The organism is Sulfuricurvum sp. (genome assembly GCF_028713855.1).
GTDB lineage: Bacteria > Campylobacterota > Campylobacteria > Campylobacterales > Sulfurimonadaceae > Sulfuricurvum.
This window is the reverse complement of record NZ_JAQTNN010000017.1, coordinates 25,893-50,782: the sequence shown is the minus strand read 5'-3', so window position 1 is coordinate 50,782 and position 24,890 is coordinate 25,893. Positions and strand designations below refer to the sequence as shown.

At 43.0% G+C, this 24,890-nt stretch carries 28 protein-coding genes; 23 read left to right on the top strand and 5 right to left on the bottom strand.

Annotated elements, in window-relative coordinates; genetic code table 11:
- Window positions 1-65: 65 nt before the first annotated feature.
- From PHI47_RS13100 to plsY, 5 genes are all read right to left on the bottom strand, one after another.
- A complete protein-coding gene (locus PHI47_RS13100; protein ID WP_299938289.1) occupies window positions 66-1,367 on the bottom strand; it encodes a HAMP domain-containing sensor histidine kinase in 1,302 nt (433 codons plus the stop codon).
- Window positions 1,346-2,017 (bottom strand): homeostatic response regulator transcription factor HsrA, encoded by a 672-nt coding sequence (gene hsrA / locus PHI47_RS13095; protein WP_299927184.1) that lies wholly within the window; start codon window positions 2,015-2,017, stop codon window positions 1,346-1,348. Before hsrA ends, PHI47_RS13100 begins: the two co-directional genes overlap by 22 nt.
- A gap of 156 nt (window positions 2,018-2,173) precedes the next feature.
- Window positions 2,174-2,815 carry an OmpA family protein gene (locus PHI47_RS13090; protein ID WP_299938287.1) on the bottom strand — a complete coding sequence of 214 codons (642 nt, stop codon included), beginning with the start codon at window positions 2,813-2,815 and terminating at the stop codon, window positions 2,174-2,176.
- A gap of 74 nt (window positions 2,816-2,889) precedes the next feature.
- Window positions 2,890-3,216 (bottom strand): dihydroneopterin aldolase, encoded by a 327-nt coding sequence (locus tag PHI47_RS13085; RefSeq protein ID WP_299938285.1) that lies wholly within the window; start codon window positions 3,214-3,216, stop codon window positions 2,890-2,892.
- Window positions 3,213-3,827, bottom strand: coding sequence for a glycerol-3-phosphate 1-O-acyltransferase PlsY (gene plsY, locus PHI47_RS13080; protein WP_299938282.1), 615 nt, complete (start codon window positions 3,825-3,827; stop codon window positions 3,213-3,215). Before plsY ends, PHI47_RS13085 begins: the two co-directional genes overlap by 4 nt.
- Before the next feature lie 85 nt (window positions 3,828-3,912).
- Here plsY and nadA point away from each other — a divergent pair, with 85 nt between their 5' ends.
- The 23 genes from nadA to PHI47_RS12965 all read left to right on the top strand — a co-directional run bounded on the left by nadA (window position 3,913) and on the right by PHI47_RS12965 (window position 24,889).
- Window positions 3,913-4,911, top strand: coding sequence for a quinolinate synthase NadA (gene nadA, locus PHI47_RS13075; protein ID WP_299938279.1), 999 nt, complete (start codon window positions 3,913-3,915; stop codon window positions 4,909-4,911).
- A gap of 103 nt (window positions 4,912-5,014) precedes the next feature.
- Entirely contained in the window at window positions 5,015-5,611 is a 597-nt protein-coding gene (locus PHI47_RS13070; protein WP_299938277.1) for a hypothetical protein, read from the top strand.
- A gap of 70 nt (window positions 5,612-5,681) precedes the next feature.
- Window positions 5,682-6,020: a nucleotidyltransferase domain-containing protein gene (locus PHI47_RS13065; protein WP_299938275.1), complete on the top strand. Its 339-nt coding sequence runs from the start codon at window positions 5,682-5,684 to the stop codon at window positions 6,018-6,020.
- Window positions 6,001-6,411, top strand: a complete 411-nt coding sequence (locus PHI47_RS13060) for a HEPN domain-containing protein (protein WP_299938273.1) — start codon at window positions 6,001-6,003, stop codon at window positions 6,409-6,411. Before PHI47_RS13065 ends, PHI47_RS13060 begins: the two co-directional genes overlap by 20 nt.
- Before the next feature lie 22 nt (window positions 6,412-6,433).
- Window positions 6,434-7,249 carry a carboxylating nicotinate-nucleotide diphosphorylase gene (nadC, locus tag PHI47_RS13055; RefSeq protein ID WP_299938271.1) on the top strand — a complete coding sequence of 272 codons (816 nt, stop codon included), beginning with the start codon at window positions 6,434-6,436 and terminating at the stop codon, window positions 7,247-7,249.
- A 3-nt stretch (window positions 7,250-7,252) separates the two neighbouring features.
- Entirely contained in the window at window positions 7,253-8,320 is a 1,068-nt protein-coding gene (flhB, locus tag PHI47_RS13050) for a flagellar biosynthesis protein FlhB (protein ID WP_299938268.1), read from the top strand.
- Window positions 8,320-9,447 (top strand): cache domain-containing protein, encoded by a 1,128-nt coding sequence (locus tag PHI47_RS13045; RefSeq protein ID WP_299938333.1) that lies wholly within the window; start codon window positions 8,320-8,322, stop codon window positions 9,445-9,447. The genes flhB and PHI47_RS13045 overlap by 1 nt, the downstream gene beginning before the upstream one ends.
- On the top strand, window positions 9,444-10,097 hold the full coding sequence (locus tag PHI47_RS13040) for a response regulator transcription factor (protein ID WP_299938266.1): 654 nt from the start codon (window positions 9,444-9,446) through the stop codon (window positions 10,095-10,097). The genes PHI47_RS13045 and PHI47_RS13040 overlap by 4 nt, the downstream gene beginning before the upstream one ends.
- Window positions 10,087-11,253: a HAMP domain-containing sensor histidine kinase gene (locus tag PHI47_RS13035; RefSeq protein WP_299938264.1), complete on the top strand. Its 1,167-nt coding sequence runs from the start codon at window positions 10,087-10,089 to the stop codon at window positions 11,251-11,253. Before PHI47_RS13040 ends, PHI47_RS13035 begins: the two co-directional genes overlap by 11 nt.
- A 76-nt stretch (window positions 11,254-11,329) precedes the next feature.
- Window positions 11,330-11,848 (top strand): sulfur oxidation c-type cytochrome SoxX, encoded by a 519-nt coding sequence (soxX, locus tag PHI47_RS13030; RefSeq protein WP_299938242.1) that lies wholly within the window; start codon window positions 11,330-11,332, stop codon window positions 11,846-11,848.
- A gap of 16 nt (window positions 11,849-11,864) precedes the next feature.
- The gene (gene soxY / locus PHI47_RS13025) at window positions 11,865-12,338 is read left to right on the top strand and encodes a thiosulfate oxidation carrier protein SoxY (RefSeq protein ID WP_299938239.1); all 474 of its coding nucleotides are present in this window, start codon (window positions 11,865-11,867) and stop codon (window positions 12,336-12,338) included.
- Between the two features lie 54 nt (window positions 12,339-12,392).
- Window positions 12,393-12,719, top strand: coding sequence for a thiosulfate oxidation carrier complex protein SoxZ (soxZ, locus tag PHI47_RS13020; RefSeq protein WP_299938236.1), 327 nt, complete (start codon window positions 12,393-12,395; stop codon window positions 12,717-12,719).
- Between the two features lie 3 nt (window positions 12,720-12,722).
- Window positions 12,723-13,490 carry a sulfur oxidation c-type cytochrome SoxA gene (soxA, locus tag PHI47_RS13015; protein ID WP_299938233.1) on the top strand — a complete coding sequence of 256 codons (768 nt, stop codon included), beginning with the start codon at window positions 12,723-12,725 and terminating at the stop codon, window positions 13,488-13,490.
- An 11-nt stretch (window positions 13,491-13,501) separates the two neighbouring features.
- Window positions 13,502-15,268, top strand: a complete 1,767-nt coding sequence (gene soxB, locus PHI47_RS13010; protein ID WP_299938230.1) for a thiosulfohydrolase SoxB — start codon at window positions 13,502-13,504, stop codon at window positions 15,266-15,268.
- Window positions 15,269-15,301: 33 nt separating this feature from the next.
- Window positions 15,302-16,840, top strand: a complete 1,539-nt coding sequence (locus PHI47_RS13005; protein ID WP_299938227.1) for an OprD family outer membrane porin — start codon at window positions 15,302-15,304, stop codon at window positions 16,838-16,840.
- A 7-nt stretch (window positions 16,841-16,847) separates the two neighbouring features.
- Window positions 16,848-17,756: an MBL fold metallo-hydrolase gene (locus tag PHI47_RS13000; RefSeq protein WP_299938224.1), complete on the top strand. Its 909-nt coding sequence runs from the start codon at window positions 16,848-16,850 to the stop codon at window positions 17,754-17,756.
- A 2-nt stretch (window positions 17,757-17,758) separates the two neighbouring features.
- Window positions 17,759-18,193, top strand: coding sequence for a DsrE family protein (locus PHI47_RS12995; RefSeq protein WP_299938221.1), 435 nt, complete (start codon window positions 17,759-17,761; stop codon window positions 18,191-18,193).
- A 10-nt stretch (window positions 18,194-18,203) separates the two neighbouring features.
- Entirely contained in the window at window positions 18,204-19,115 is a 912-nt protein-coding gene (locus PHI47_RS12990) for a DUF302 domain-containing protein (RefSeq protein ID WP_299938218.1), read from the top strand.
- 56 nt (window positions 19,116-19,171) lie between these two features.
- Window positions 19,172-21,145 carry a PhnD/SsuA/transferrin family substrate-binding protein gene (locus PHI47_RS12985; protein WP_299938215.1) on the top strand — a complete coding sequence of 658 codons (1,974 nt, stop codon included), beginning with the start codon at window positions 19,172-19,174 and terminating at the stop codon, window positions 21,143-21,145.
- Between the two features lie 67 nt (window positions 21,146-21,212).
- The gene (locus PHI47_RS12980) at window positions 21,213-22,145 is read left to right on the top strand and encodes a DHH family phosphoesterase (RefSeq protein ID WP_299938212.1); all 933 of its coding nucleotides are present in this window, start codon (window positions 21,213-21,215) and stop codon (window positions 22,143-22,145) included.
- Window positions 22,142-23,512, top strand: a complete 1,371-nt coding sequence (locus PHI47_RS12975; RefSeq protein WP_299938209.1) for a M23 family metallopeptidase — start codon at window positions 22,142-22,144, stop codon at window positions 23,510-23,512. Before PHI47_RS12980 ends, PHI47_RS12975 begins: the two co-directional genes overlap by 4 nt.
- 47 nt (window positions 23,513-23,559) lie before the next feature.
- Window positions 23,560-24,444: a UDP-3-O-acyl-N-acetylglucosamine deacetylase gene (gene lpxC / locus PHI47_RS12970; RefSeq protein WP_299938206.1), complete on the top strand. Its 885-nt coding sequence runs from the start codon at window positions 23,560-23,562 to the stop codon at window positions 24,442-24,444.
- Entirely contained in the window at window positions 24,437-24,889 is a 453-nt protein-coding gene (locus PHI47_RS12965; protein ID WP_299938203.1) for a hypothetical protein, read from the top strand. The genes lpxC and PHI47_RS12965 overlap by 8 nt, the downstream gene beginning before the upstream one ends.
- Window position 24,890 lies beyond the last annotated feature (1 nt).

The following is a 24,890-nucleotide window of genomic DNA, read 5'->3' as shown; positions in this document are numbered from 1 at the left end:
TTTTTATTGGTTATTGCGCGATTTATAGCGAAAGGAACCTTTGAGGAGTTTTAAACTACTCAAACTTATCGCTGCGGAAGGACACAACACAGTTTCGAAGGGAGAACAAGACGGGCACATGAACCGTCAATTCCATCCTCACGGTTGGTAAGGGTGATTTTCGCCCCTATTGCTTCTGCGGCACTTTTTGCTAAAAAGAGACCCAATCCGACTCCGGATTTATTTCCTTGTCGTTTAAACGGGGCAAACAGATCGACGCTTTCATCAATTCCACACCCTTCATCGATCACTTCGATGACAATACCGATATCGCTGAGATAACTTTGGAAAGTAATATTCTTCCCTTCAGGGGTAAATTTCAGCGCATTTTGCAAGAAATTTTGGAGGATTTGATTAAGCAGCGTCACTTGTAAAACAGCCATAAACGAGTCTGGGATAAAATGGGCCTTCAATGTTTTGTTCTCACTGTGTGCCAGCAAGGCAAAATCCCCTTCCCATTTTTTGAGAACTTGGATAATATCGGCTTCGACAGGGATTTCCAGTTGTGCCCCTTCCTGTCGACCGATATTGAGAATATCAGCAACAATTTTATTCATTTCATCGACGCTTTTATTGGTGATTCGGATCGCCTCAATGTACTCTTCCGGACTCCGTTTTTTGATCAGAGTAACCTGATTTTTGAGTTTGATGACGGCAAGAGGCGTTTTAAGCTCATGTGCCGCACCGATAAAGAGCTCTTTTTGGTATTTTACGAAATTTTGAATGCGTGCCATCAGGCGATTGAGAGTCTCCCCCAGAGGCTCGAATTCATCAGGGAGCTGTTCGACTTTGATTGGGCGTATTAGATGCTCATTCATATTGGCTAGTCGGCGGGTAAGGGCACTGATGGGAGCGATCAGCATTTTTGAAAAGGCGATCGCGTAGAGGATAATTACAACAAAACCGACAGCATTGATCAGAAAAATAGAGTTGAGGATTTTAGCTAATAGCCGTTTCGTCGAAGTAATATCACGGCTTACTTTTAGATACGAAGAGTGTTCAAAATCAAAAGGGTAAATTAACGTTAATGTTGTGGTTTTATCCCGATGAATGGTTTCATAAAAGTCAAGATGTTCTTCTTGAGTATGAAGGGTGAGCAGTTCAACACTTAGACCCATAAGGGCATCCGCATTATTTTGTTGAGAAGCTAATAAAGATTTATAGGCAGAGATGTTTTCAGCGTAGGTAATCAGTTCAGCTTGTTTTTCATCGTATATGGATTGTTTGATAAAAAGATACAGAAAAGAGGAAAAGAGAATAACCAATGCCGCCGAGGCGACAATGAGTTGAAAAAGGAAGCGTCGTCTTATACTTCTTTTGGAAAACAAAAGCGGTATCCACGGCGACGTACCGTCTCGATTGTTGTAATGCCGAGAGGTTTATCCATTTTTTGACGGATTTGGTTGATCGCAACCTCGATAACGTTCGGGGTAACGAGTTCTGGTTCTTCCCAGATCGCATCAAGCAATTGTTCTTTCGAAACAATTTGATCACGGTGACGTGCAAGATGAGTCAATACTTCAAAAGGTTTCCCTTTGAGTTCGATCTCTTTTTCTTTGTAGATGATTTTTTCCTCTTCAGGATTGATTGTCAAATCATCAATTTCGATGATATTGCTGCCGCCGAAACGCAAACGTGCTTCAACACGGGCAACAAGTACGTCAAAATCAAACGGTTTGCGGATGTAATCATCAGCACCGGCGCGAAGCGCTTCAATTTCACTTTCGTTATCATCACGTGCAGAGAGAACGACGATCACGGTTTTAGGGGTATTAGTTTTAATGTCTGGGATGATATCGATGCTATTGCCATCTGGCAGCATCCAATCCATCAAGATCAAGTCATAGTTACGGATATCGAGATAGTACTCACCGTCTTTCAGGGTCTCGACGACATCGCTTTGGTAACCGAACTCTTTGAGCCCTTCTGCAAGGGTTTTGTTGAGGGTTACTTCATCTTCAATGATCAGAATGCGCATTCACGCTCCTCGGTGCGAAATTTTCCGGAAATGATACCACAATTTTAGGAAAATTTAAACTCTTTTTCAATTTATTTTAAATATTGGAATTTTTTTGAACAATAACGGTGCTTCTTGGAGAGTGATATTACCCCTCACAAAAAGAGAGGAAGAAGATTATTTGGCAGGATTAGGGATGATTTTGATTTCAACGCGGCGGTTGGCTTCACGACCTGCGGGTGTGTCATTGGTCGCGATCGGTTTGGTCTCGCCGTATCCGACAGGGCTTAGACGTGTGCTTGTGACTCCCATACCGATAAGGGCTGATGTGACACTTTGGGCACGCAATTCGGAAAGTTTTTGATTGTCTGCGTCGCTTCCGACATTATCGGTATGGCCTTGAATCTCAATTCGGGTTTCAGGGTATTTGCTCATAACATTCGCGATGTCATTGAGGACAGGATTAAAGTTAGGTTTGATCGTAGCTTTGCCCGTATCGAAAGTAATGCCGCCGGGCATATTGAGGTTGATCGTATCGCCTTGGCGTTGTACTTCTACACCGCTTCCTTTGAGTTCTTGGTTAAGTTCGGCTTGTTGTTTGTCCATATAGGCACCGATTCCGTATCCGGCCAATGCTCCGACGGCACCGCCGATAAGGGTTCGTTTGGTACTGTGGTTGGAAGTCGCTTTACCTGCAACCGCTCCGGCAACGCCGCCGATGAGTGCTCCGGTTTGGGCATTGGTAAGTCCGGTATCCATGCCGGTACATCCGACGAATAAGAGACTTGCCGTTAAAAGAGATAGGGCTGTTTTTTTCATAATAAAGTATCCTTTAAAGTTTGATAATCGCAATTATAATAAGCAATCGTGAATGAATTGTTGACGTTATGAGGTTAAAACCGGGTTGTGTGGTGTACGCCGACGGTGCAGTGCGGAAGAATATTCGGTTTTCGGATGGTTAATGAGAGCTCTTTGATGAGGGGGAAGTGTTCTTTAAGGGTTGCGCTTAAAACTTCGAGGGCGGTTTCGATGAGCTCGAATTGCTCTCTGTGCAGGGTCATTTCAATGATTTCGGCAACTTCGGCGTAGTTGATAAAATTACCGTGAGAATAGGGGTAGTCAATCGTGCAATCAATATGCACTTTTTGAGGGGTCATACGTTCAAAATCGAGAATCCCGATGATGGTATCAAAGGTGAGATTTTCGATTAGGATTTTCATGCGACCCGTTTCTCTTCGCCTTGGAATAGACGGATAAAATTCGGAATATGTTTATAAAAGAGGATAAAGGCGATGAAAACTACCGGAGCGTGAAACATTGCCGGATAAAGGAGAAATGATGCCACGACGAGGGCAAGAAGTCCGAGCATCGAGGAAAGGGATGAGATACGGATGGTTTTTGCCGCAACGCCCCAAACGATGAGTGCAATGGCGGTAGGGATCGGTAGCATAACCGCCATAACGCCCATGCCCGTCGCAACCCCTTTACCCCCCTCGAACCACATATACGGACTAAAGCAATGTCCGATAACAGCGAGGACGGCAACCATCCATTGAACCGAATCACTCATTTCAAAATATTTGGCAGCGAGGACGACGGCGATCCCTTTGAGGGCATCGAGGGCTAACGTCGCGGCTCCGAGTTTTTTGGCGAGGGCAGGGTTGGTCTCTTTGACAACACGCAATACATTAGTTGCCCCGATGCTTCCTGAGCCTGAATCGGTGATGTTGACCCCTGCAAATACTTTTGCCAAAATAAGCCCGAACGGAATACCGCCGAGGAGATAGGCTGCTAAATAAAACTGAACATTGAGGTTAAATAAAAAATCCATAATAGGTGACTCTTTGTTGGTAAATTTTGGATGGTATTATATTTCAAAAGATATAATAACATCCTAATGAGAGTAAGGAATGGTTTTGAATACTAGTGCAGAAGAGTTAAAACAAAAAATTATTGATCTAAAAAATCGCCTCAGCGTCACCGTCGTAGCGCATTTCTATCAGCGCGATGAAGTGTTCGAGATGGGAGATATAACGGGAGATTCGCTCGAACTCGCCAAGCGGACGATGGCGGATGATAAAGAGTTCGTCGTGTTCTGTGGTGTCGGATTTATGGGGCAAAGTGTCAAAATTCTCAGCCCACACAAACGGGTTGTTATGCCAAAACTCGCGTGTTGTGCGATGGCAAAAATGATCGACGGTCTTTACTATGACGAATCGATTGCCAAGCTGGAAGCGAGCGGGATCGCGCAAGAGAATATCCTCCCGATCACCTACATCAACTCCAATGCCGACGTCAAAGCGCGTGTCGGGAAAATGGGGGGGATGGTCTGCACCAGCTCCAACGCCAAAACGATTATCACCAATGCACTCGCCGAGGGGAAAAAGATCCTTTTCGTCCCTGATCGCTGTCTGGGGCAAAACATCGCCAATATGATGGGACTCAAATCGTGCGTACTAGGTGATGGAACCGATCCTAAAGAAGCCGACATCATTTGCTACGACGGATTTTGCTCTGTTCATCAGCTTTTCAGTGTCGATGACATCGAGTTTTATCGCAATAAATATCCCGACATTTTGATCGCCGTTCATCCTGAATGCGATCCCGCCATCTGTGACCGCGCCGATTTCGTCGGTTCGACTTCGCAACTCATCAAATACATCATGGAACTTCCAGCGGATCAAAAGGTGGCAGTAGGGACGGAGTTTAATATGGTCAACCGCCTCCGTCCATCCAATACGTATATTCTTTCTTCTACAAAACCCGAATGTCCGACGATGAATGAAACGACGCTGGAAGATTTGTATAATGTCCTTAAATCGATCGAGGACGGTGCTCCGATCAATGAGATCGAAGTGGACGAAGATACTGCCTATTGGGCAAGAATCGCATTAGAGAGGATGATGGCGTTATAAGTAATCTCCGTTCGCCCTGAGCTTGTCGAACCATGAACTTTTATTACCCTTCGACAGGCTCAGGGCGAACGGGAATCCAGTTATATTAAGAAAGTGACTTATTATGAATAAAAATTCGGTATCTGCTCAGGAAATAATTACAAAAACAAGCTCTTTGTTAGCAGATAAAATTGAAGAAGATAATATTAAAGGTGCTTGTGACCGGATACCATTTATACTAAAATATTATTTGCATCGATATTATCATATTGATATCGGTCTTCATTTTGGTCTTATCGAGCATAATGCTAAATATGCGCTACATCAGTGGAATAGTTATGAAGGTCAAAAAATAGATGTGACTATTCACAATCAACTTATAAATGAAATTAATTCAGATTGTCTGATATTGGATGAAATATATATCGCAAAAGGTAATAATGTGATTTATCATGATTACAATAATTTACCTAAAGATTATTTGGACAAAATAGAACAAGCAACATATCATGAATATTTACTGAAAAATATTCCAAATCGAACAGAAGAGGAAGAGAATGCTCTCCAAGGTTGGTTGGAAATATTAGAAGCGGATGGTAGTCTAATAATGTTGGAAAAACGGAGAATGACAGAGATAAAGAGCATTAAAACTTATATAAAAAATTATTATAAAGATGATTGGAATAATATTTTGCAGTATCTAAAGACTAAAAAAATATAAAACTATCAGTTGTGAATCTCTTTATGAGTTTTGGGATATAATTTACTCAATTGCAAAGAGGAGGGATCAGATGGTAGATATTGAAGCACTCAAACATGAAATTGTTGAATGTCTTAAGCCTCTTGATCCTGATAAGATTATCTTGTTTGGTTCTTATGCCTATGGCACTCCTACGGAAGATAGTGACATTGATCTATTTTTGGTCAAAGATGATTTGAACATAGAAGATGGTAGAGATTATAATTTAAAAGCAAGAAAACAACTGCGATCCATCATCATGAATCATCATACAAACGGCATTGATGTTTTATCCGCTCCATCGAGTTTTATCAATGCACGTGAAGATTATTTTTACAAAGTAGACATCCTGCAAAATGGAAAAGTGTTGTATGAACGAAACGTCAGCTAAAGAGTGGTTAACAAAGGCTTGGCATCACTTAAGCACGGCTAATTTACTGTATGATCTAAACCATTACAGCGATATTGTTGCCGTTGAAATTCATTATTCTGCTGAGATAACGTTAAAATCGATATTAGCATTTGAAAACAGTAAAATTGTAAAAATTCACGATTTGATAGAAATATACAAGCTTATAAAACATCGATTAACTCTACCTGAATGTGATCTCTCTTTTTTAGACATTATAAGTGAATACCATATCCGTGAATCGTATCCATCACCCCATAGAAGACTACCCTCAAAGGAAGAAATCAAATCTATGCTGGAGTTTACAAATAACTTATTTGCAGAGGTTTGTAGTGTTTTGAACATCTCTATCGAAGAGATAAAAGTTCTGTAAAAAAAGTGAAAAAGGTAACCGTATGATCGAACAATTTATCCGTGAAGTATTAGCCGAAGATGTGGGACGTGGGGATTTGTATGCGCGGGTTTCTGAGGCTGTTCCTGCCAGTGCGAAGATAATCGCTAAAAGTGACGGTGTTTTGGCGGGAGAAGAGTATTTGCGTGTACTGGCCGATATCGAAAAGTTCAATATGGTATCGTATAAACGTGACGGCGAACGATTTACAAAAGGGGAAGTGCTGTTAGGTCTTAGTGGCGATTCTCATACCCTTTTGCGTATTGAGCGGACGCTTCTTAATATGCTGCTGCATGCCAGCTCTATCGCGACACTGACGCGCAAATACGTCGATCTCATCGCGCCGTACGGCACAAAACTCCTCGATACCCGAAAAACCCGCCCTCTTCTTCGCAATTTTGAGAAATACGCTACCCGTATCGGTGGGGCGACGAATCATCGGATGGGGTTGGATGATGCGCTGATGCTCAAAGACACCCATCTTAAAACGATTGATAATCTGGAAATATTTATGGAGCGTGCTCGGCAGAAGATTCCGTTTACCTCTAAAATCGAGATTGAAGCTGAAACCATCGAGATGGCAAAAAAGGCGATGGAGGTAGGTGCCGATATCGTGATGTGTGACAATATGACATCTGAACAGCTTCGCGAAGTTGTGGAATATAAATGGGAGCACCATAGCAGTGTGTTGCTCGAAGCGAGCGGTAATATTACGCTAGAGACCATTGAAAAGTATGCCAAAACAGGTGTTGATGCGATTAGCACCGGATCTCTTATCCATCAAGCCAACTGGATCGATATGTCAATGAAAATGGATTAATCTGTGGCTGACGATATGGAAAAAACGGAGGAACCCACCTCCAAGAAGATTGAAGACGCCCGAGCTGAGGGGAATGTTGCCAAAAGTCAGGATATCGTCGGAGTTCTCGTTTTATTCGTTGCCATTTTAGGGTTATTGATGATGTTCAACTTCATTACCGATCGCATTTTGAAACTATCCCAGTATTATTTTTCATTGATTGGACAGCCGTTGACGCGGGAACTGATGTTTGATATGGCGTGGATCACGTTTCGGGAGTTTTTGATCATGGCATTGCCGATCAGTATTGTTGTGGCTGTTGCCGGGATCGCCGGAACGATAGCGCAAATCGGATTTAATTTTACGACCAAACCGTTGATGCCGAATTTTTCCAAAATCGATCCGATCAAGGGGTTTGGAAATCTTTTCACCCTCCAAAAAGGGCTCGAATCGATTAAAATTACCCTCAAGTCTTTGACGGCACTGGGGGTCGGTTTTCTATTCTTTTGGTATTACATCCAAGAACTCCCGACGGTTGCTCTGTTTACGCTCCAAGATCAGATGGGATGGCTCCGAGACAAAGCGATTGTCCTTGCGGCTGTCATGCTTATCATCATTACTGTGTATGCGATGATCGATCTCCTCCTGACACGGAAACAATATTTCGACAAACTCAAAATGTCCAAACAAGAGATAAAAGATGAGATGAAAAATATGGAAGGAGATCCCCATATCAAGGCAAAAATCCGCCAGATTCAGATGCAGGCGGCGCGAAAGCGGATGATGGCCTCTGTCCCTACTGCCGATGTGGTTATCACCAATCCAACGCACTATGCCGTAGCGATTATGTATGATGAAACGAAACATAATGCGCCGGTCGTGGTTGCGAAAGGGGTCGATAATATTGCGATTCAGATTAAAAAAATAGCCCGTGAAAACGGAGTGCACATTGTTCAAAACCCTCCGCTGGCACGTTCTCTTTATAAAGAGGTAGAGATTGATCGGGCCATTCCTGATATGATGTTTGCCGCAGTTGCTGAGGTGTTGGCATATGTTTATAAGATGGGTAAAAAGAAGAAGGAGACGCTGTGATGGATCGCTGGGTTCAATTTTTTGCGAATAAAAAGACAATTGCAGCGGTGTTTTTGGTCATTATAATGATTTTGGGGATTGTTTTATGGCAGTTGGAGAAGAAAGTGACTTCACAGACGCTGGAACGTTTGAGCGATCAACTCTCATTGGCATTGAACAATCAACTCGATAAAGAACGTTCCACAGCCTTGCGTTACGCCCTAATCCTTTCTCAAAATACGGCGCTCAGTGACGCGTTGGAGCAAGACGATGAGGACAAAGGATTTAAAATCCTCTCGGAGGGGATGGAGTCGATCAAAGTTCACACCGATTCGTTGATCCGCTCTCAGATTATCACTTCCGATTATATTATTTTTGCCCGCAGTTGGGATAACTCGTATGCAGGGATGCCGCTGGATTTTCATCGTCCCGATCTGCTTTATTTTCAAACCCATAAAAATCCTCGTTCGGCGATCGAAGTCGGGCGAAAGCTTGGGGTAAAAGCAACCGTTCCGATCTACCATCAGGATAAAATGAACGGATTTGTGGAGGTGGTATCGTTTTTCGAATCGACGCAGGAATATTTCGATCGTTTGGGGATCAATCTGTACATCCTGATGGATGAGCGGTTCTATGAAACGGCTGTTTTTATGCAAGAAAATCCTGCCATTGGTAAAAATTATATTTTGGCAAATCCCAAATATACTCAAAGTGATCTAAAGCTTCTGGGGGGAATAGATTTTAATACTCTTAAGCACAGCCGTGTTATGTTCAGCGGAGGGCGTTATCTGTTTTATGAGCCGATGAAAAACGGTGAGGGGGAGACAATAGGCGCTTTTGTCTTTTCACTGTCGCCGAAGCAGATCAAAACGTATGCGCATTCGGATGAAGAAGATATCTCATTTCTTATCCATCTTTCCCGAAATGAGCTTTATGATGTCATGGTTAAAAAATCGCTGGATAACGCTTTGTTTCAAAGTGTGTATGATAAAGATTTACTCTATCTCAAAGATACGGTAGCGCCTGAAGATCGTGAACTGTTTTTGCAGGAGGCGCATGAGCGGCTGGAGAACTATTCCAAAGAAGAATTGATCGGGATTATGTTGGATTATAAAGTGAATAAAAAGATAGAGGGGGAGATCCGATGAAGGTATTGTTACTCGAAGATGAGTATATGCTGCGTATCAGCATTACTGAGTTTTTAGAGGATATGGGGTATGAAGTATCCGGATTCTCCAATGGCGAAAAGGCATTTGATGCTATCTATGAGACCCATTTTGATCTTTATCTGCTCGATGTCAATGTCCCGGGAATGAACGGTTTTGATTTGCTCCGTACCCTGCGTAAAGAGGGGAATAAAACTCCGGCCATTTTTCTCACCTCGATGGTTAATGTGAGCGATTTGCAAGAGGGGTATAAATCAGGGTGTTGTGACTATATCCGCAAACCGTTTGATTTGACCGAATTGCAGATACGGATTATGCATGCGCTGAAAAGTTTTTATCATGACGGTGAAAATAAAATCGATTTCGGCTCAGAACTGATTTACGACACCGAAAATTTCACCTTGACCCATAACGGGCATAATATCGCTCTGAGTAAAACAGAAAAAGAGATTTTTACGGTGTTACTCAAACATACGAATCAAGTCGTATCGGTAGAGATGTTTCAAGACGAGATTTGGGGTGAGTATGTCGATCCTGCCAACATACGGGTGCAGATCAATAATTTACGAAAAAAGCTCCCTATAGAGATCATCCAAAATCGGCGCGGGCTGGGATACATCATTGAACGATAATCGCTACGCTCTCAAAAATGCCTTTATCTATACGATGCTCGTGGCAGTATTGCTGCTGGTTCCGACGTATCTGTACGTTACCTACATGAAATACGTCTATGAGATACAGTATGAGTTCAAGCTTAAGCACCAATCGCATCTAATTTTGCGTGCGATGGAAGAGTTCGACCCCAAAGAGAAACGAGCCTTTGATTACCCTCGGTTCCGGTCGTTTCAGTCAGGGTTGTACGATGAACATTTTAAGCCTGTTTTTACCCTCATTCATACTCCACTGGAAACTCAAGAATCGGGTTATCATGTGCAGAACGGGTATGCCTATTTGATCGTGGCGCTTCCGGAAGAGCGTTATTTTCAGGCATCGTATCTCGTAGTGGGGGGAGAGCTGTCGTATGCACGGATTTATCAGGATGTCGTGATTATCCTCCTCTCTATTGCCGCCCTTATTTTTATCCTTTCCCTCTTTTTTCTGGATCGCTTCGCCCTTCCGTTTCAGCGGATCAATAAACGTCTCGATCAGTTTATTAAAGATTCGATGCACGAAATCAATACGCCGCTATCTATTATTAATGTCAATATCGATCTCTACCATCGTGCCAATCCGCAAAACAAATACCTTCAGCGAATCAAGGCGGCCACAAAAACATTAGCAACCCTCTATAACGATATGGATTATCTGATCAAAAATGAGCGTTTGGCATTTGAGTATGAGCGGATTGAGTTGAGTCATTATTTGCAGGATCGGATTGATTATTTTTCGGAAGTAGCAGCTTTGAAAAATATTACAATTCTTCCCCATATCGAAGACGGTATTTTTATACTGTTTAATCCGACACAGTTGCAGCGCATCATCGACAATAATCTTTCCAATGCGATTAAATATTCCCATGAAGAGGGGAAAATCGAAGTGATATTGGAACACTCTGAAGAGAAATGCGTGATGCGTTTTCAAGATGACGGTGTCGGAATTGAAGACGTAAACCGTATTTTCGAACGTTATTATCGAGAAAACCGCGATAAAGGGGGATTCGGTATCGGACTGAATATCGTTAAATCCATTATTGACAAAGCGGGCATTGAGCTGAAAATCGATTCTGTTTACGGTAAAGGGAGCACCTTTTCGTATACTTTTTACCCCCCTGTCTTCATTGGCGAATAATTTACCCCCCTTTTTTTACATTAATTTTACACTCCTCCTTTACAATGCTAAGCGAACATTAGAATAAGGAGAGCCAATGCGAATAGCAATCATGCTTGGAATCGCCACCCTTTTGGGAGCGGCGGATCTTTCGTCAGTAATTGAAAGTCCCGATGCGACGGCCATTTTGAAAAAAGATGCCCTTCCTGCAGCAAAAAGTTTTGTAATGCCTGAGGGGTGTATCAGTGAAGATCCCGCTGCTATTGCACGAGGTAAATATATTTTTCATAATTTAAATGGAAAAGATGCTAAAGATCCTGCTCCTGAAGGGTTGGTCAAAATCCTTCCCGACGGAAAAGAGAAACAATTCGGTAACTGTGTCGCCTGTCACAATATCGAAGGGGCTAAAGGATACGGCAACATCGGTCCTGATTTGAGCAACTATAAAGGGCTGTATGTGGATAGCGGTGCACGAAAACATGAGTTTGTGTATCAAAAAATAGCGGATGCCCGTGTCGATAATCCGACTACACACATGACGATTAATATGACTAACGGTTTGATGAATGAGCGTGAAGTGTGTGATTTGACCTCTTATATCGTATCAAAAAAATAATTCCCAAGGAGAAACTATGGAACGCAGATCATTTTTAAAAGGATTTGGAGTTGTAGCCGCATGTACGGCACTTATCCCTCAAATCGCTAACGCGGCTGAGGAAGCAAAAAAAGTTGTAGGTCCTAATGAGATGAACTACGATTCGGCAGTGGCGGCGATTACAGGAGGAAAACCGGTAACTCCTTCGGCTAAAGTAGCTATTTCTGCACCTGAAATTGCGGAAAACGGTGCGGTTGTTCCTGTTAAAGTAACGGTTGAGAGCCCAATGACAAATAAAGATTATGTCAAAGCGATTCATGTATTGGCGTCTAAAAACGGAAATGTCCGATGTGCAAATATTTATCTCACTCCGGCTAACGGGGAAGCGTATTTCGGTACACGGGTAAAACTCGGAGGAACTCAGGATGTGGTTGCGATTGCAGAAATGAGCGATGGAACGTTCTTGAGTGCAAAGCAAAATGTCAAAGTAACCATCGGCGGATGCGGTTGATTCATATCAATCCTACAGCATGATTCAAAGTAAAATAGATAAAGGACTAATATTATGAAAACATTGATAAAAATCAAACCGAAAGAGTATAAAGTCGGGGACGTCGTAAAAGTGGACTTTATGGCAATGCACCCGATGGAAACCGGTATGCGTAAAAACAAAGATACGGGAGAGATTATTCCTGCAAATTATATCGATGAAGTGAAATTTATGTTCAACGATCAGTTGATTACAAAAATGATCATTTGGGAATCATTGTCAGTCAACCCGTTGATGAGTATCAGTTTTAAAGTATCGGGTGCGGGAACCCTCAAAGTAATTGCCAAAGATAACAAAGGGCAAAGCGTCGAGAGTAGCGAACAAATTACTCCAAAAGGATAAATCATGCGTAATCTATCTATAAGTGCCGCATTGATTACTCTGGCACTTTTGAGCAATGCCAATGCTGAAGAAAAATTGAGCATGAGCGATGCCGATAAAGCAATGTATGCCGAAATGCTTGAAAACAATCCTGCAGCGATGGATGTTTCTGAAGGCGAAGAGATGTTTAACCGTCTTATCGGTAATGCGGCTTACGCTCAAATGTTAGGGGTCAAAGAGAAAGATCTTCCGAAATACCTTGCCGGATTTCCACGTGTCGTCAAAGCGGCAGGTAAAGTGGTAACGATCGCACAAACGCTTCAAATGGTGATGTCAGATCGTGGACAAAGCGTTCCAAAATTGGAAAGTAACGAGATTGTCAAAATGTCGGCGTACGTGAAATCGTTGGCAAACGGTCAAAAAACTTCTATTGATGTTAAAAGTGACACTCAAATGAAAGAGATGATGGCTCTCGGTCAAGAGGTATTTGAACAACGCCGTGGCGGACGGGGACTTTCGTGCAACAGTTGTCACAGTGCGGATGTTATAGGTCAACGTTTGCGTATGCAGCCGCTTCCGGATTTGGGTGTGAATAAAGCGGGCGGAACATGGCCGGCATATCGTATGACGCAAAGTCAGATGGTAACATTGGATAAACGTTTTCAGCAATGTATGGAAAATGCGCTGTTAGCCAAAATCCCTCTCGGTTCGCGTGAGATGGTAGCGCTTGAAGTCTATGTTACCAACAAAACCAAAGGCAACGAGATTCAAATCCCGGGCTTGAAACGCTAAGGGGGAGAAAGATGGACGTATCACGTAGAGATTTTTTCCACATTGCCGCTGCATTAGGAATCGGTATGCCGACCCTTGGATCAGCTGCTTCGACACCTAAACGGGCGGATGAGGTAGGATTAAAAGATATTTATTCTTTTAATGCTCGCGGAAATGTGACGTTGTTGCATATCTGTGACATGCATGCCCATATCAAACCGTTGTACTGGCGTGAGCCTTCGACACTGATTTCAGCGCCGAATCTCACCGGAACACCGGGATTTTTGTGCGGTGAATCGTTTTTGAAACATTATGGGATGAAGGGCAAAACACTTGATGCTTATTTCGATACCCATATGAATTTTGATGCGTTGGCACATAAATTCGGAAAAATGGGGGGGATCGCCCATATGAAAACCCTCATCAACCATATCAAAAAAGAGCGCGGTGCGGACAATGTCATGTTGCTCGATTCGGGCGATACCTGGCAAGGTACCGGATTGGCACTCAAAACAACCGGTGAAGCGATCGTTAAAGCGCAAAACTATCTCGGTGTAGACGTTATGGTCGGTCACTGGGAGTTTACGTACGGTAAAACACGGGTTAAAGAGCTGATCGAGATGCTCAACGCGACGTTTATCTCTCAAAATATTATCGGTGACGATTCATTTGCCGATGATTTTGAAGAGTTGATTTTCAAACCGTATACGATTATGGAGCGCGGCGGTGCGAAGATCGGTATTATCGGTCAGTCGTTTCCGTTTACTTCGACGGCAAACCCGAAAGAGTTTACCCAGGGGTGGAGTTTCGGTCTTCGTTTGGATACGCTTCAAACGTATGTGGACAAACTTCGCAAAGAAGAAAAAGTGGATTGTGTCGTCGTATTGTCGCATGACGGTTTCAGTGTTGACCAAGAGGTTGCGCGCCAAGTCAAGGGGATCGATTTTATCCTCAGTGGGCATACGCATGATCCATCTCCACAGCCGACGGTTATCAACGGTACGGTGATCGTGATCGCGGGAAGCCACGGTAAATATATCGGGCGTTTGGATATCGACATCCAAAACCACCGTGTTAAAGGGTATGAGTATAAACTGATCCCTGTAGCGGCGAACTTGATTCCAGCCGATCCTGAAGGGGTTGATTTGGTCAATTCTCTCTATGCTCCGCATGAGAAAGAATTCAGTGAAGTGCTCGGTGTGACAAAAAATATCTTGTACAAACGCGATACGTTCCATTCTCCGTTCGATGAACTTATCAATGATGCGATCATTGATACGATGGATTCAGATATTTCGTTTACTCCGGGATATCGCTGGGGAACAACCGTTCTCGGCGGTGACACGATCACTATGGACAGCGTTTATGATATGACGGCGATTACCTATCCTAATGTCTACACGTTTGAATTGAGTGGAAAACATATCCGTTCACTTCTCGAAGACATAGCCGATAACGTCTTCAACCCGAATCCTCTGTACCAGCAAGGGGGAGATATGAGCCGTTTGGGCGGTGTAACGTACAGTATCAAAATCGGTGCACCAAGCGGAAAACGTATCAGTAATATCTTAGTCAAAGGGAAACCTTTGGATGATAACAAAACCTACAAAGTCTCTTCATGGGGCGGTAATTTGCAAAATGCAGGAACCAACCTAAGAGATTCTCTGACGCGCCCGGTTTATGATGTGACGGCATCGTACATCCGACGTCAAAAGAATGTCAATATCGACGGTCACAGCAATGTGGATATCCTCGATTATGACTGCGGTTGTCCTCGTAAAGGTTCAAAGGGCTGCTAAGCCCTGCGATAGTTAAAACTTAAGGAGTTAAGAATGAAAATGATTAAAATGAGTATTGCAGCAGCTGCTGCTTGTTTATTGACTACGTCGGCGTATGCGCTTAAAACAGAAGATCGTAATCTTTTGGGAAATTATCAAGTTGATTATCTTAAAACTCCTGGTGAAGTCAATTCACTTGGTGAAATGCTTACGAAAGGTGAAGTATACGGACGTATTCGTTCAAACATGTTTTGGAACGTCTGGGATAATGAAAAATTTGGATCAAGCCCAACGCGTAACAATAACATGTGGGGTCTTGGCGGAAGTTTAGTTTATAAAACCGGATTTTTCCATGGTTTTGGGGCAACAGCAGGATTTTACGGAACAATTCCTATGGACAGTGAAAATACTGACCCTGCAGTAGCCAATACCAACTTCGGTAAAATGGGTAAAGATACCTACCGTACCCGTATGGACGGTTCTGAAGCTGCAATCGGTGTTTTTGCAGAAGCGTACCTTGAGTATAAAAATGGTAAAACCGATGTAAAAGTGGGTCGTCAAGGGATCGACACTGTGATGTTGGCAACCAATGATACCAAAATGGTTCCTAATACCTTCGAAGGGGCTGTTATTGAAAACAAAGATATTCCGAACACAGCGCTTCGTGCCGGATATATCATGAGCCAAAAACTTCGTGACCACCAACTCTTTCACAGCGTGATTGCGTATGACGGCACTACTTCGTTTACAAAAGTCAATGAGAATGATGATTCAGGTGCACATAAAGGATTAACTCTAGCAAATATTGCTAAAGTAAACGGTGACGCTGATCCGGAAATGGTTTTGGTAACAGTGGAGAATAAATCCATTCCGAACTTGAAATTAAATGGTGAATACATCGGATTGGACGGCTATTTTAATACGGCCATTGCTGAAGCTAACTACCAAATCAAACTAAACGATTCTTGGACATTGACTCCGGGTATCCGTTATTTACGTCAAATGGATGACGGCGCGGGTGCGATCGGTGGAGCTGCGTTAAGTGGAAAGGCCGCAGTTACTGTCAATGGCGGTAGCGCTGCAGGCCGAGCTTCATATACAAATCCTACCAGCGTTGACGGTAGTATTTTTATGGCACGTTTAGTATTGGCTAGCGGTCCGTTGGAATTGGCAGCAGGATACTCTAAAATTGCGGATGATGCCGATATCATCGCTCCATGGCGTGGATTCCCTACGGGAGGATATACCCGTTCAATGGCGCAAGTCGACTGGGTTGCAAACACTAAAAACTGGGCTGTAAAAGCAACGTACGACTTTGGCAAAGCCGGAATCGTACCGGGATTAAAAGTAGCGGCGGATTATGAAGATATGAACTTTGATGATGCCAAAATGTTGTCAGGAGCCAGTGCATTCTCAGATAGAACTATTTTCCACGTTGATGCATGGCAGACCTTTAAATCCCTTCCAAACACGGAGTTTAAATTCCGTTTTGCAACCGTTAATGCTGATCCTGTAACGACGACAGCGACACCGGTTACCGTTGATTATGCTTCATACAATGAGTACCGTTTCGAAGTAAACTACCTCTTCTAAAGGCTGAATGATGAAAGCGTTGTTGGGATCTTTATTTTTTGCTGTGACGAGTTTGAGTGCGTTTGATTACGCCCTTAAACCGGAGCGTATCACATCAGATGTCACATGTTTTTTCGGTGCCCCTGAAGTGATGAATAAAACCAACAACGGCAACATCGTTAACAGCTGTTATATCGATACAGGTGAGGGATACGTGGTCGTTGACACCGGTCCCTCGTATGCCTATGCGCAATCAGCGTATAACGCAATGCAGCGCATCAAACCCTTACCTGTCAAATTGGTGATCAATACCCATATACATGACGATCATTGGCTCGGAAACGGATTTTTTACCCAAAACGGGGTTAGTGTTGTGGGTTCGGATGACTTTTTGCATAATGTGAATGTGCATGAAGCGACGCGAATGCAAAATACTATCTCCCCTGCCGCATATGAGGGTACCGTATCGACACTTCCTACCGAGATTATTTTGGAAAGCACCCGTAAAAAGGTCGGCAATCAGGATATTGAACTCAAACTTATCTCCCGTACGGCACATACTGCTAAAGATTTGGTCGTATATCTACCCAAATTGGGAGTGCTGTTTGCCGGTGATTTAGTCTTTAATGATCGTTTGCCCTCAGTAAAAGGGGGTAATATCAACGGCTGGATTACCACACTTGAAGAGCTTGAAGCGATGGGCGCATTGCATGTGATCGGCGGACATGGTCGAAATACCGATAAAAACAGTTCCAAAATGACCCATGAATATCTCACTCAAATGCGTTCCGAAATCCGCTTTGCGATCGAATCCGGATTGGGGATTGATGAGACGATTAAAAAAGTTCAGATGGTAGAATATCAAAAATATAAACTATACGATGCGATGCAAAGCGGAAATGTTGAAGCATCTTATCGAGTATTAGAATGGGAGTGATAATGAAACGTATTGCCTTGATAGTTCTTTTAGCATCATCGTTTTTAAGTGCGGATGTTAGACTCTCCGAACCGATCCCTAGCATGGAAAAACCGCGTGAAGTGGTGATGGGGATCAGTCAGGGGGATGATGAGTCGATTAACCACGGTCTAAGCACCGCAAACAATGTACTCAAATTTTACGGCCCTGAGAAAGTACATATCCGCATAGTCGCCTATTATCACGGTATCCGGACATTGCTCAAAGATGAAAAAGATATTGCGGTTCGCGTTCGTGCGTTACAGCAATACGGTGTCGAATTCGTTGCCTGTGGCAATACGATGGAGACGAAGAAAATTCCCGCTTCCGCATTGATCGAAGATGTCGAAATTGTCAGTGCCGGTATCGCGGAAGTTATAGAGCGTGCGCATGACGGCGCATTTTATATTCAACCCTAAGGAGTCAACCATGAAAGCAATTATACTTGTAGTTTTAGCGGGATTTTTATCCCTTTTTGGAGGTGATTTACACCTTTTTAGCGCCCCTAATGCTGATGGTAAAATTACCCCTGCGATGATTGAAAAGGCATTTGAAGCCAATGGCTTCGTGATCTCTGCGGACACGGAGATGACAGGACCGTTTACCAAACAGTTCGGCGGCAGTGATTTTACTGTCTTTAACTTGATGACGGTCATCCCTAAAAAAGAAGCGGCTTCTCTAGTCAAATCGCATCCGGACGGCGGTGTTTTTGTCCCGATGGGAGTCGGCATCTATCAGCGTAAAGGTGAGAGTGATTTGCACGTATCCGTATTGACTGCCGATGCGATGAAAAAAATCGCCGGCTTTAAAGCTCCTGAGTTCACTAAAATCGAAAAAGAGGTGTTTGCTACCTTGAAAACAGTCCTTCCTAAAGCAACGAAGCATGCCTTGAGTGGTACTTCTTTACCTGCAGAGGGAAAATTGGTCACCCGATTTGTGAAGAAGATTGATGTTAACAACTGGAAGAGTGATAAAGACGATGCGGAGATGATGATCGAAGAAGGGCTAAAGCCTGCCGGATTTGTCCTTTCCAACTTTACCGACTATCAGTTTATGTTGACTGAAAATGGTGAAGAGAGTCCGTTTGATTTTTACGATACCTACTCTATTTGTAAACTAAAAGTGATTTACACCGTAGCAAAAACCCGTCCGGAAGCGGCGGCATTCGCTCCGTGTACGTTGATGGTGTATAAGAAAAAAGATGCAGGCGAAATCGTTATGGGATTCCCCGGTGTCTATAACTGGATGAGCAGTGCCCGCGTTGAGGATGCGGAAGCCAAATCGGTGTTGCTGCAAGCACAAAAAGATTTTGAAGGTGTGCTTCAAAGCACGATAGAATAACAGTTAATATTTTCTTAAAGCTAATCTTCTTATACTGTCTCTAATTGAGGTATAAGATGAACAAAGTTATTCTTAATGTTGTTTTTATTCTAATAGCCCTTTTTTTTCCCTTGTATGCCGTATCCGCTTCGGCGGATAAACACCAAGTGGTGATTGGTATTTTGGCCTTTCGTTCCAAACAAGATACGCTAAACGAATGGATTCCGCTCACCCACTATTTAAACAAACAAATACCTTCCCGCACTTTTACTATCAGACCACTAAGCTACAAAGAATTTAACGATGCCGTTGCCAAAAAAGAGCTTGATTTCGCCTTTACCAATCCGGAACATTACGTTTACTTCTCCGTTAAATATAACGCTACAAGGATCGCTACCCTGATCCGAGCCAATGTGGGTGGTAATGAGCTAAAAGAGTTTGGAGGGGTGATTATCGCCCGAAGTGATCGAAAAGATATAACGGGTTGGGAAGACCTAAAAAATAAAAATATTGCGGCAGTCGATCAGCTATCGTTGGGGGGGTATTTAGCGCAAAGCAGTCTGTTATTAACGAAGGGAATTGATGTTACCCACGATGACAGAGTGATATTTACTGATATGCCTCATGATAAAGTCGTCTATATTGTTGAGAGCGGTTCAGCGGATGCAGGATTTATCCGTACAGGTGTGTTGGAAAAAATGGCTAAAGAGGGGAAAGTCAACCGAGATGATTTTAAAATTATCAACCCGCAAAAAATTGCAAACTTTCCTCAGGCTCTTTCTACTCAACTCTTTCCGGAGTGGCCGTTTGTCGCGTTTAAAGAGACGGATCCGGAGTTGGCCAATCAGGTGGCGATTGCATTGCTCAGCCTTCCACGAGGTTCTGAAATACCCAAAACAGCAGGTTATTACGGTTGGAATATCCCGCTTGCATACGAAGGGATACGTGCCCTTATGGAAGACATGAGAGTGACCCCCTTTGACAAAGCCCCTGTCTTTACCATAAATGATGTTATACGAAAATATGCATTGATGATTATTATCTCATTAGGTGTAATGATTGCAATATTGCTTTTTTTTGCACGTAGATTACGAAAACTGACCATCACCCTCAAATCGGAATCACAAGCCTTGGAGGAACAAATAGCTATCCGTGAGGAGGCTCAAAAATATCTCAGACGGATTGCCAGCGTTTTCCATAATTCTAGAGAGGGAATTGTTATAACCGATGCCAATAAGATCATTATCGATGTTAATGAAGCTTTTTGTACATTGACTGAGTATACAAGAGATGATGTTATTGGACAAAAGCCTTTGATATTGCGTTCCGGACGACATAGCCAGTTTTTTTATGCGTTAATGGATCAGGCGCTCGAGCGGGATGGATCATGGCGCGGTGAAATTTGGAACAAGAAAAAAGGCGGGCAGGAATACGCTGAATTTTTACGCATCGATGCCGTACGTAACATTACGGGAGAGATTGAAAATTTTATCGGTATTTTCAGCGATATTACGGAACATAAAAAACAGGAAGAACAGCTGCATCGGCTGGTTAATTATGATCCGTTGACCAACCTCCCTAACCGTCATATGTATATGATATTAGCAGAACAAATGTTGGCATTTTCCAAACGTAAAGGGTCTAAAGCCATCGTAGCCTTTTTGGATTTAGATGGTTTCAAACAGGTAAACGACGGTTACGGTCATGCGATGGGAGACCGAATATTAAAACAAGCCGGAGCACGCTTAGCGCAGCAGTTACGTCAAAGTGATATCATCGCCCGTATCGGAGGGGATGAATTTGTCATTCTCCTAAGTGATATAAGTATTGAAGCCGCTCATGAGTTACTGATGCGTATTCTCGATGCTTTGAAAGAGCCAATCGAGGTTGATGGGATTACGATAAATATCGGTGTCAGTATCGGTGCAACGTTATTTCCGGATGATTGTGAGGAAATTGATATTCTTATCCGTCATGCCGATGCAGCTATGTACCGTTCCAAAGAGATGGGGCGTAATCGTATCACTTATTATAATTTTGAAGCGTTTTAACTCACTTGTAAAGTAAAATAGTTCGATAAAACCATGGTATAATCGCCTCAATACTATAAGGGGTCGTATGCCGCATTCACTTATCGATTCTGCTCACCATATTGTTTTAATAGCTCACCAAAATCCCGATGCGGATTCGCTGGGTGCAGCATCGGCTTTTTATTCTTATTTGCTTCGCACTCATAAAAAGGTCACCCTTTTTTGCGCCTCTTCCGAGGTTAATCCCAACCTTGCTTTTCTGCCGTGGTTTGATAAACTGACCGATCGCTTTCCTGAAGATGCGGATTGTATGATCAGTTTCGATTGTGGCAGTTATGGACGGCTTGGAATTGAAAAAGAGCTCCCCCTAATAAACGTTGATCATCATGTTAGCAACGATTTTTTCGGCACACATAATCTCATTAACACCTCTGCAATCAGCACCACAGAAGTGGTTTATGATTTTTTTGTTGCTAACAGTATAAAAATCAATGGTAAAATGGCGCTTTCGCTTTACGCGGGACTGATAGATGATTCAAAATGTTTTAGTGCGTCCCAGTGTACTGCCAAAACTTTTGCTTTGGCACATTCGCTTATTGAGTTGGGTGCGGAGCACGCGCTGTGCGTAGAGTGGCTGTATCATCGTCGTTCTCTCGCATCGCTCCGAATACAAGGAGTTCTTTTAAAGCAGATGAAACTCTTGATAGATGGGCGTTTGGCTGTTTTTGACGTCCCACTCTCCCTTTTGGAAGAGACCGGAGCCGGACTCGCCGAATGCAAAAGAGTTTTGGATGACGCTTTGGGAATGCATTGCGTTCAAGCCGCGATAATGCAAATTGAACACCCCAAGGGGGGCGCAAAACTTTCAATGCGCACCGATGGAACGATCGATGCTTCGAAAATTATGGGTTCTTTTGGCGGTGGCGGACATGTTCAGCGGGCAGGGATGCGTTTAAAACAGGAAAATTTTACAGAGCTCGTAGAGAATATGATGATGATGATAAAAAAGGAGTTTGAGTGAGAAGAGGCCGAAACGGTTCAGGGATTATTGGATGGATATTAGTGGTTTTAGTTTTGGGAGCTGTTGGCTTTATGGGCTTTTCGCCAAAGTTTGAGCGTCAAGCCCCTCAGGTAAGTATTTCTCAAGACGGTTATTGGAATTTTAGAGATCCTATACATGTGAATATCCAAGATGTGAGCGGGTTAAAATCGTTTAAAGCGACCCTGTCGACTCCTCATGATGAGTGGGTTGTGGTTGATGACAATACTCCGTCTTTGGAAACCAAAAAAACGTTTGATGTTCTTCCTCCAAAAGGAGTTCGTCGAGTAGAAGCCACTTCCGTTACCCTGAAAATAGAAGCAACCGATAACAGTCTATGGGGACTTTTCATGGGCAATACTTTTAAACAGGAGTATACCCTCGTTATCGATCAGCATCAGCCGATTCTCGCTATTATCGGAAACTCGTATAAAATTCAAAAAGGGGGATCGGCGATTGTTATCTTTAAAGCCGAAGACACCCACTTGCAAAGTCTGAAAATTCAGACGAATTTTGGTAAGACTTTTATCGCTCAGCCGTTTATGAAAGAGGGATACTACGCCTCATTGGTCGCATGGCCGGTGCAGGAAGCAAGTTTCAGTGCAACCGTTATCGCACGTGACAGTGCCGGGAATGAGGCGCGAAGCGGTGTTCCTCTCCGTCTCAAAGATCATGAATATCGTGTTTCAAACATCGAACTTAGCGATGCATTTTTGGATGGTAAAATCGCGGAACTTGCCAATACGTATGATCAAACGGCAGGAGTAACCGATCGATTGGAACAATTCCGCATCATCAACGAAAAAGTGCGTTCCGATAACGAAAAAGTCATCCATGAGATCACCTCAAAAGTTTCTAACACAATGATCACTGACTTTAATCCGCAGCCTTTTTATCCGTTGGTTAACGGTCAGAAAGTAGCCGATTTCGGAGATCACCGTATTTACAGCTATAAAGGGCAGCAAAATATTTCTAATGCCTACCATATGGGTCTGGATTTAGCGAGTGTTCATATGGGGCCTATCCTCGCTTCCAACGGCGGAAAAGTTGTTTTTGCGCAGCCTAACGGCATTTATGGAAATTTACCGATCATCGATCATGGATTCGGATTATATACTCTATATGGCCATTGTTCAGAACTACATGTACAAGAACATGATAATGTCAGTATCGCCCAAGAGATTGCCAAAACAGGGCTCAGCGGCTATGCAATGGGTGACCACCTTCATTTTGGTGTTTTGGTACAAGGAATAGAAGTGCGCCCGGAAGAGTGGATGGATACTAAATGGATATATGACAACGTCACCAGTGTCATTGAGAGTGCCAAGGTTATCATTAACCAACGCTGAAACACGCTATAATTTTATAAGTTGAAAGAGCTAAGGAAAACACTCATATGATGCAAACAACGATAGGTAAAAATGTCGAACTCGTAGGGATCGGTTTGCATCGGGGTTCCCCTGTCAAATTGCGGCTGGAGCCGTTAGGGGTCAACAGCGGTATTGTTTTTTACCGCAGTGACGCCGGAGTCTCAATTCCTCTGATCCCTGCAAACGTTGTTGATACCAAAATGGCCACGGTTATCGGTAAAGACGGAGTAACTATTTCGACGATTGAGCATATGTTATCGGCTATTTATGCTTACGGTATCGATAACCTTCGCGTTATTGTGGATGCGGATGAAGTCCCTGTGATGGATGGCTCTTCAATGAGTTTTTGTATGCTTCTCGAAGAAGCCGGAATCATCATGCAAGATACCGCCAAAAAAATCATGAGAATCAAAAAAGAGGTTATTGTTCAAGAGGGGGATAAGTATGTCAAACTGATCCCCTCGAATGATATGAATTACGATTTTACGATCAAATTCGCTCATCCCGTTATCGATAAGCAAAGTTATATTTTGAAGTTTACGAAAGAAAACTACAAAAAAGAGATTGCCCGGGCGCGTACCTTCGGATTTGTCCATGAAGTACAGTATCTTCGTTCCAAAGGGTTGGCACTGGGCGGAAGTTTGGAGAATGCAGTTGTATTGGACGATAAAAAAGTACTCAATCCCGAAGGACTTAGATTCGGAGATGAATTCGTTCGTCATAAAATTCTCGATGCAATCGGTGATATGTCTCTGATCGGAATGAATTTTATAGGTAATTACGAAGCTTACGCAGGGAGTCATGATCTTAACCACAAATTAACCCTCGAACTTCTCAAAGATCCTGCCAACTACGAGATTGTCGAGCTCGCCACTGCTGAGTCCAAAGAGTTGGCCAAAGCGTATGCATGATGCCCTTGTCATTGCTCTGAGTTCCCCTGTACTTGTCGGTATCTACAAAGACGGAATTTTAGTCGAAGAGATTCGTTCCGAGGGGATGAGTTCGGATGTTTTGGCAGAGATTTTTGATTCACTGCTGAAACGCTACACCTTTTCAAATTTCATTTATGCTAAAGGGCCGGGAAGTTTTATGGGGATTAAGGTCACCTATTTGTTTCTCAAAACCCTCAGTATTACGCTAAAAATCCCCCTTTTAGCAACGGATGCCTTTTTTTTCAACCAAAATAGCCCCATCAAAGCAGTAGGAAAGCTCTATTTTGTTAAAAATAGGACAACCATTGAGTTAGAACCGATAGTCTCACCTGAGATTATCGCATTTGAACTCCCCAAAAATATCGATTTAGAAAAATTTGATTCGGACAATCTCCCTTATTATGGGATTGATGCCGTAGGATAAG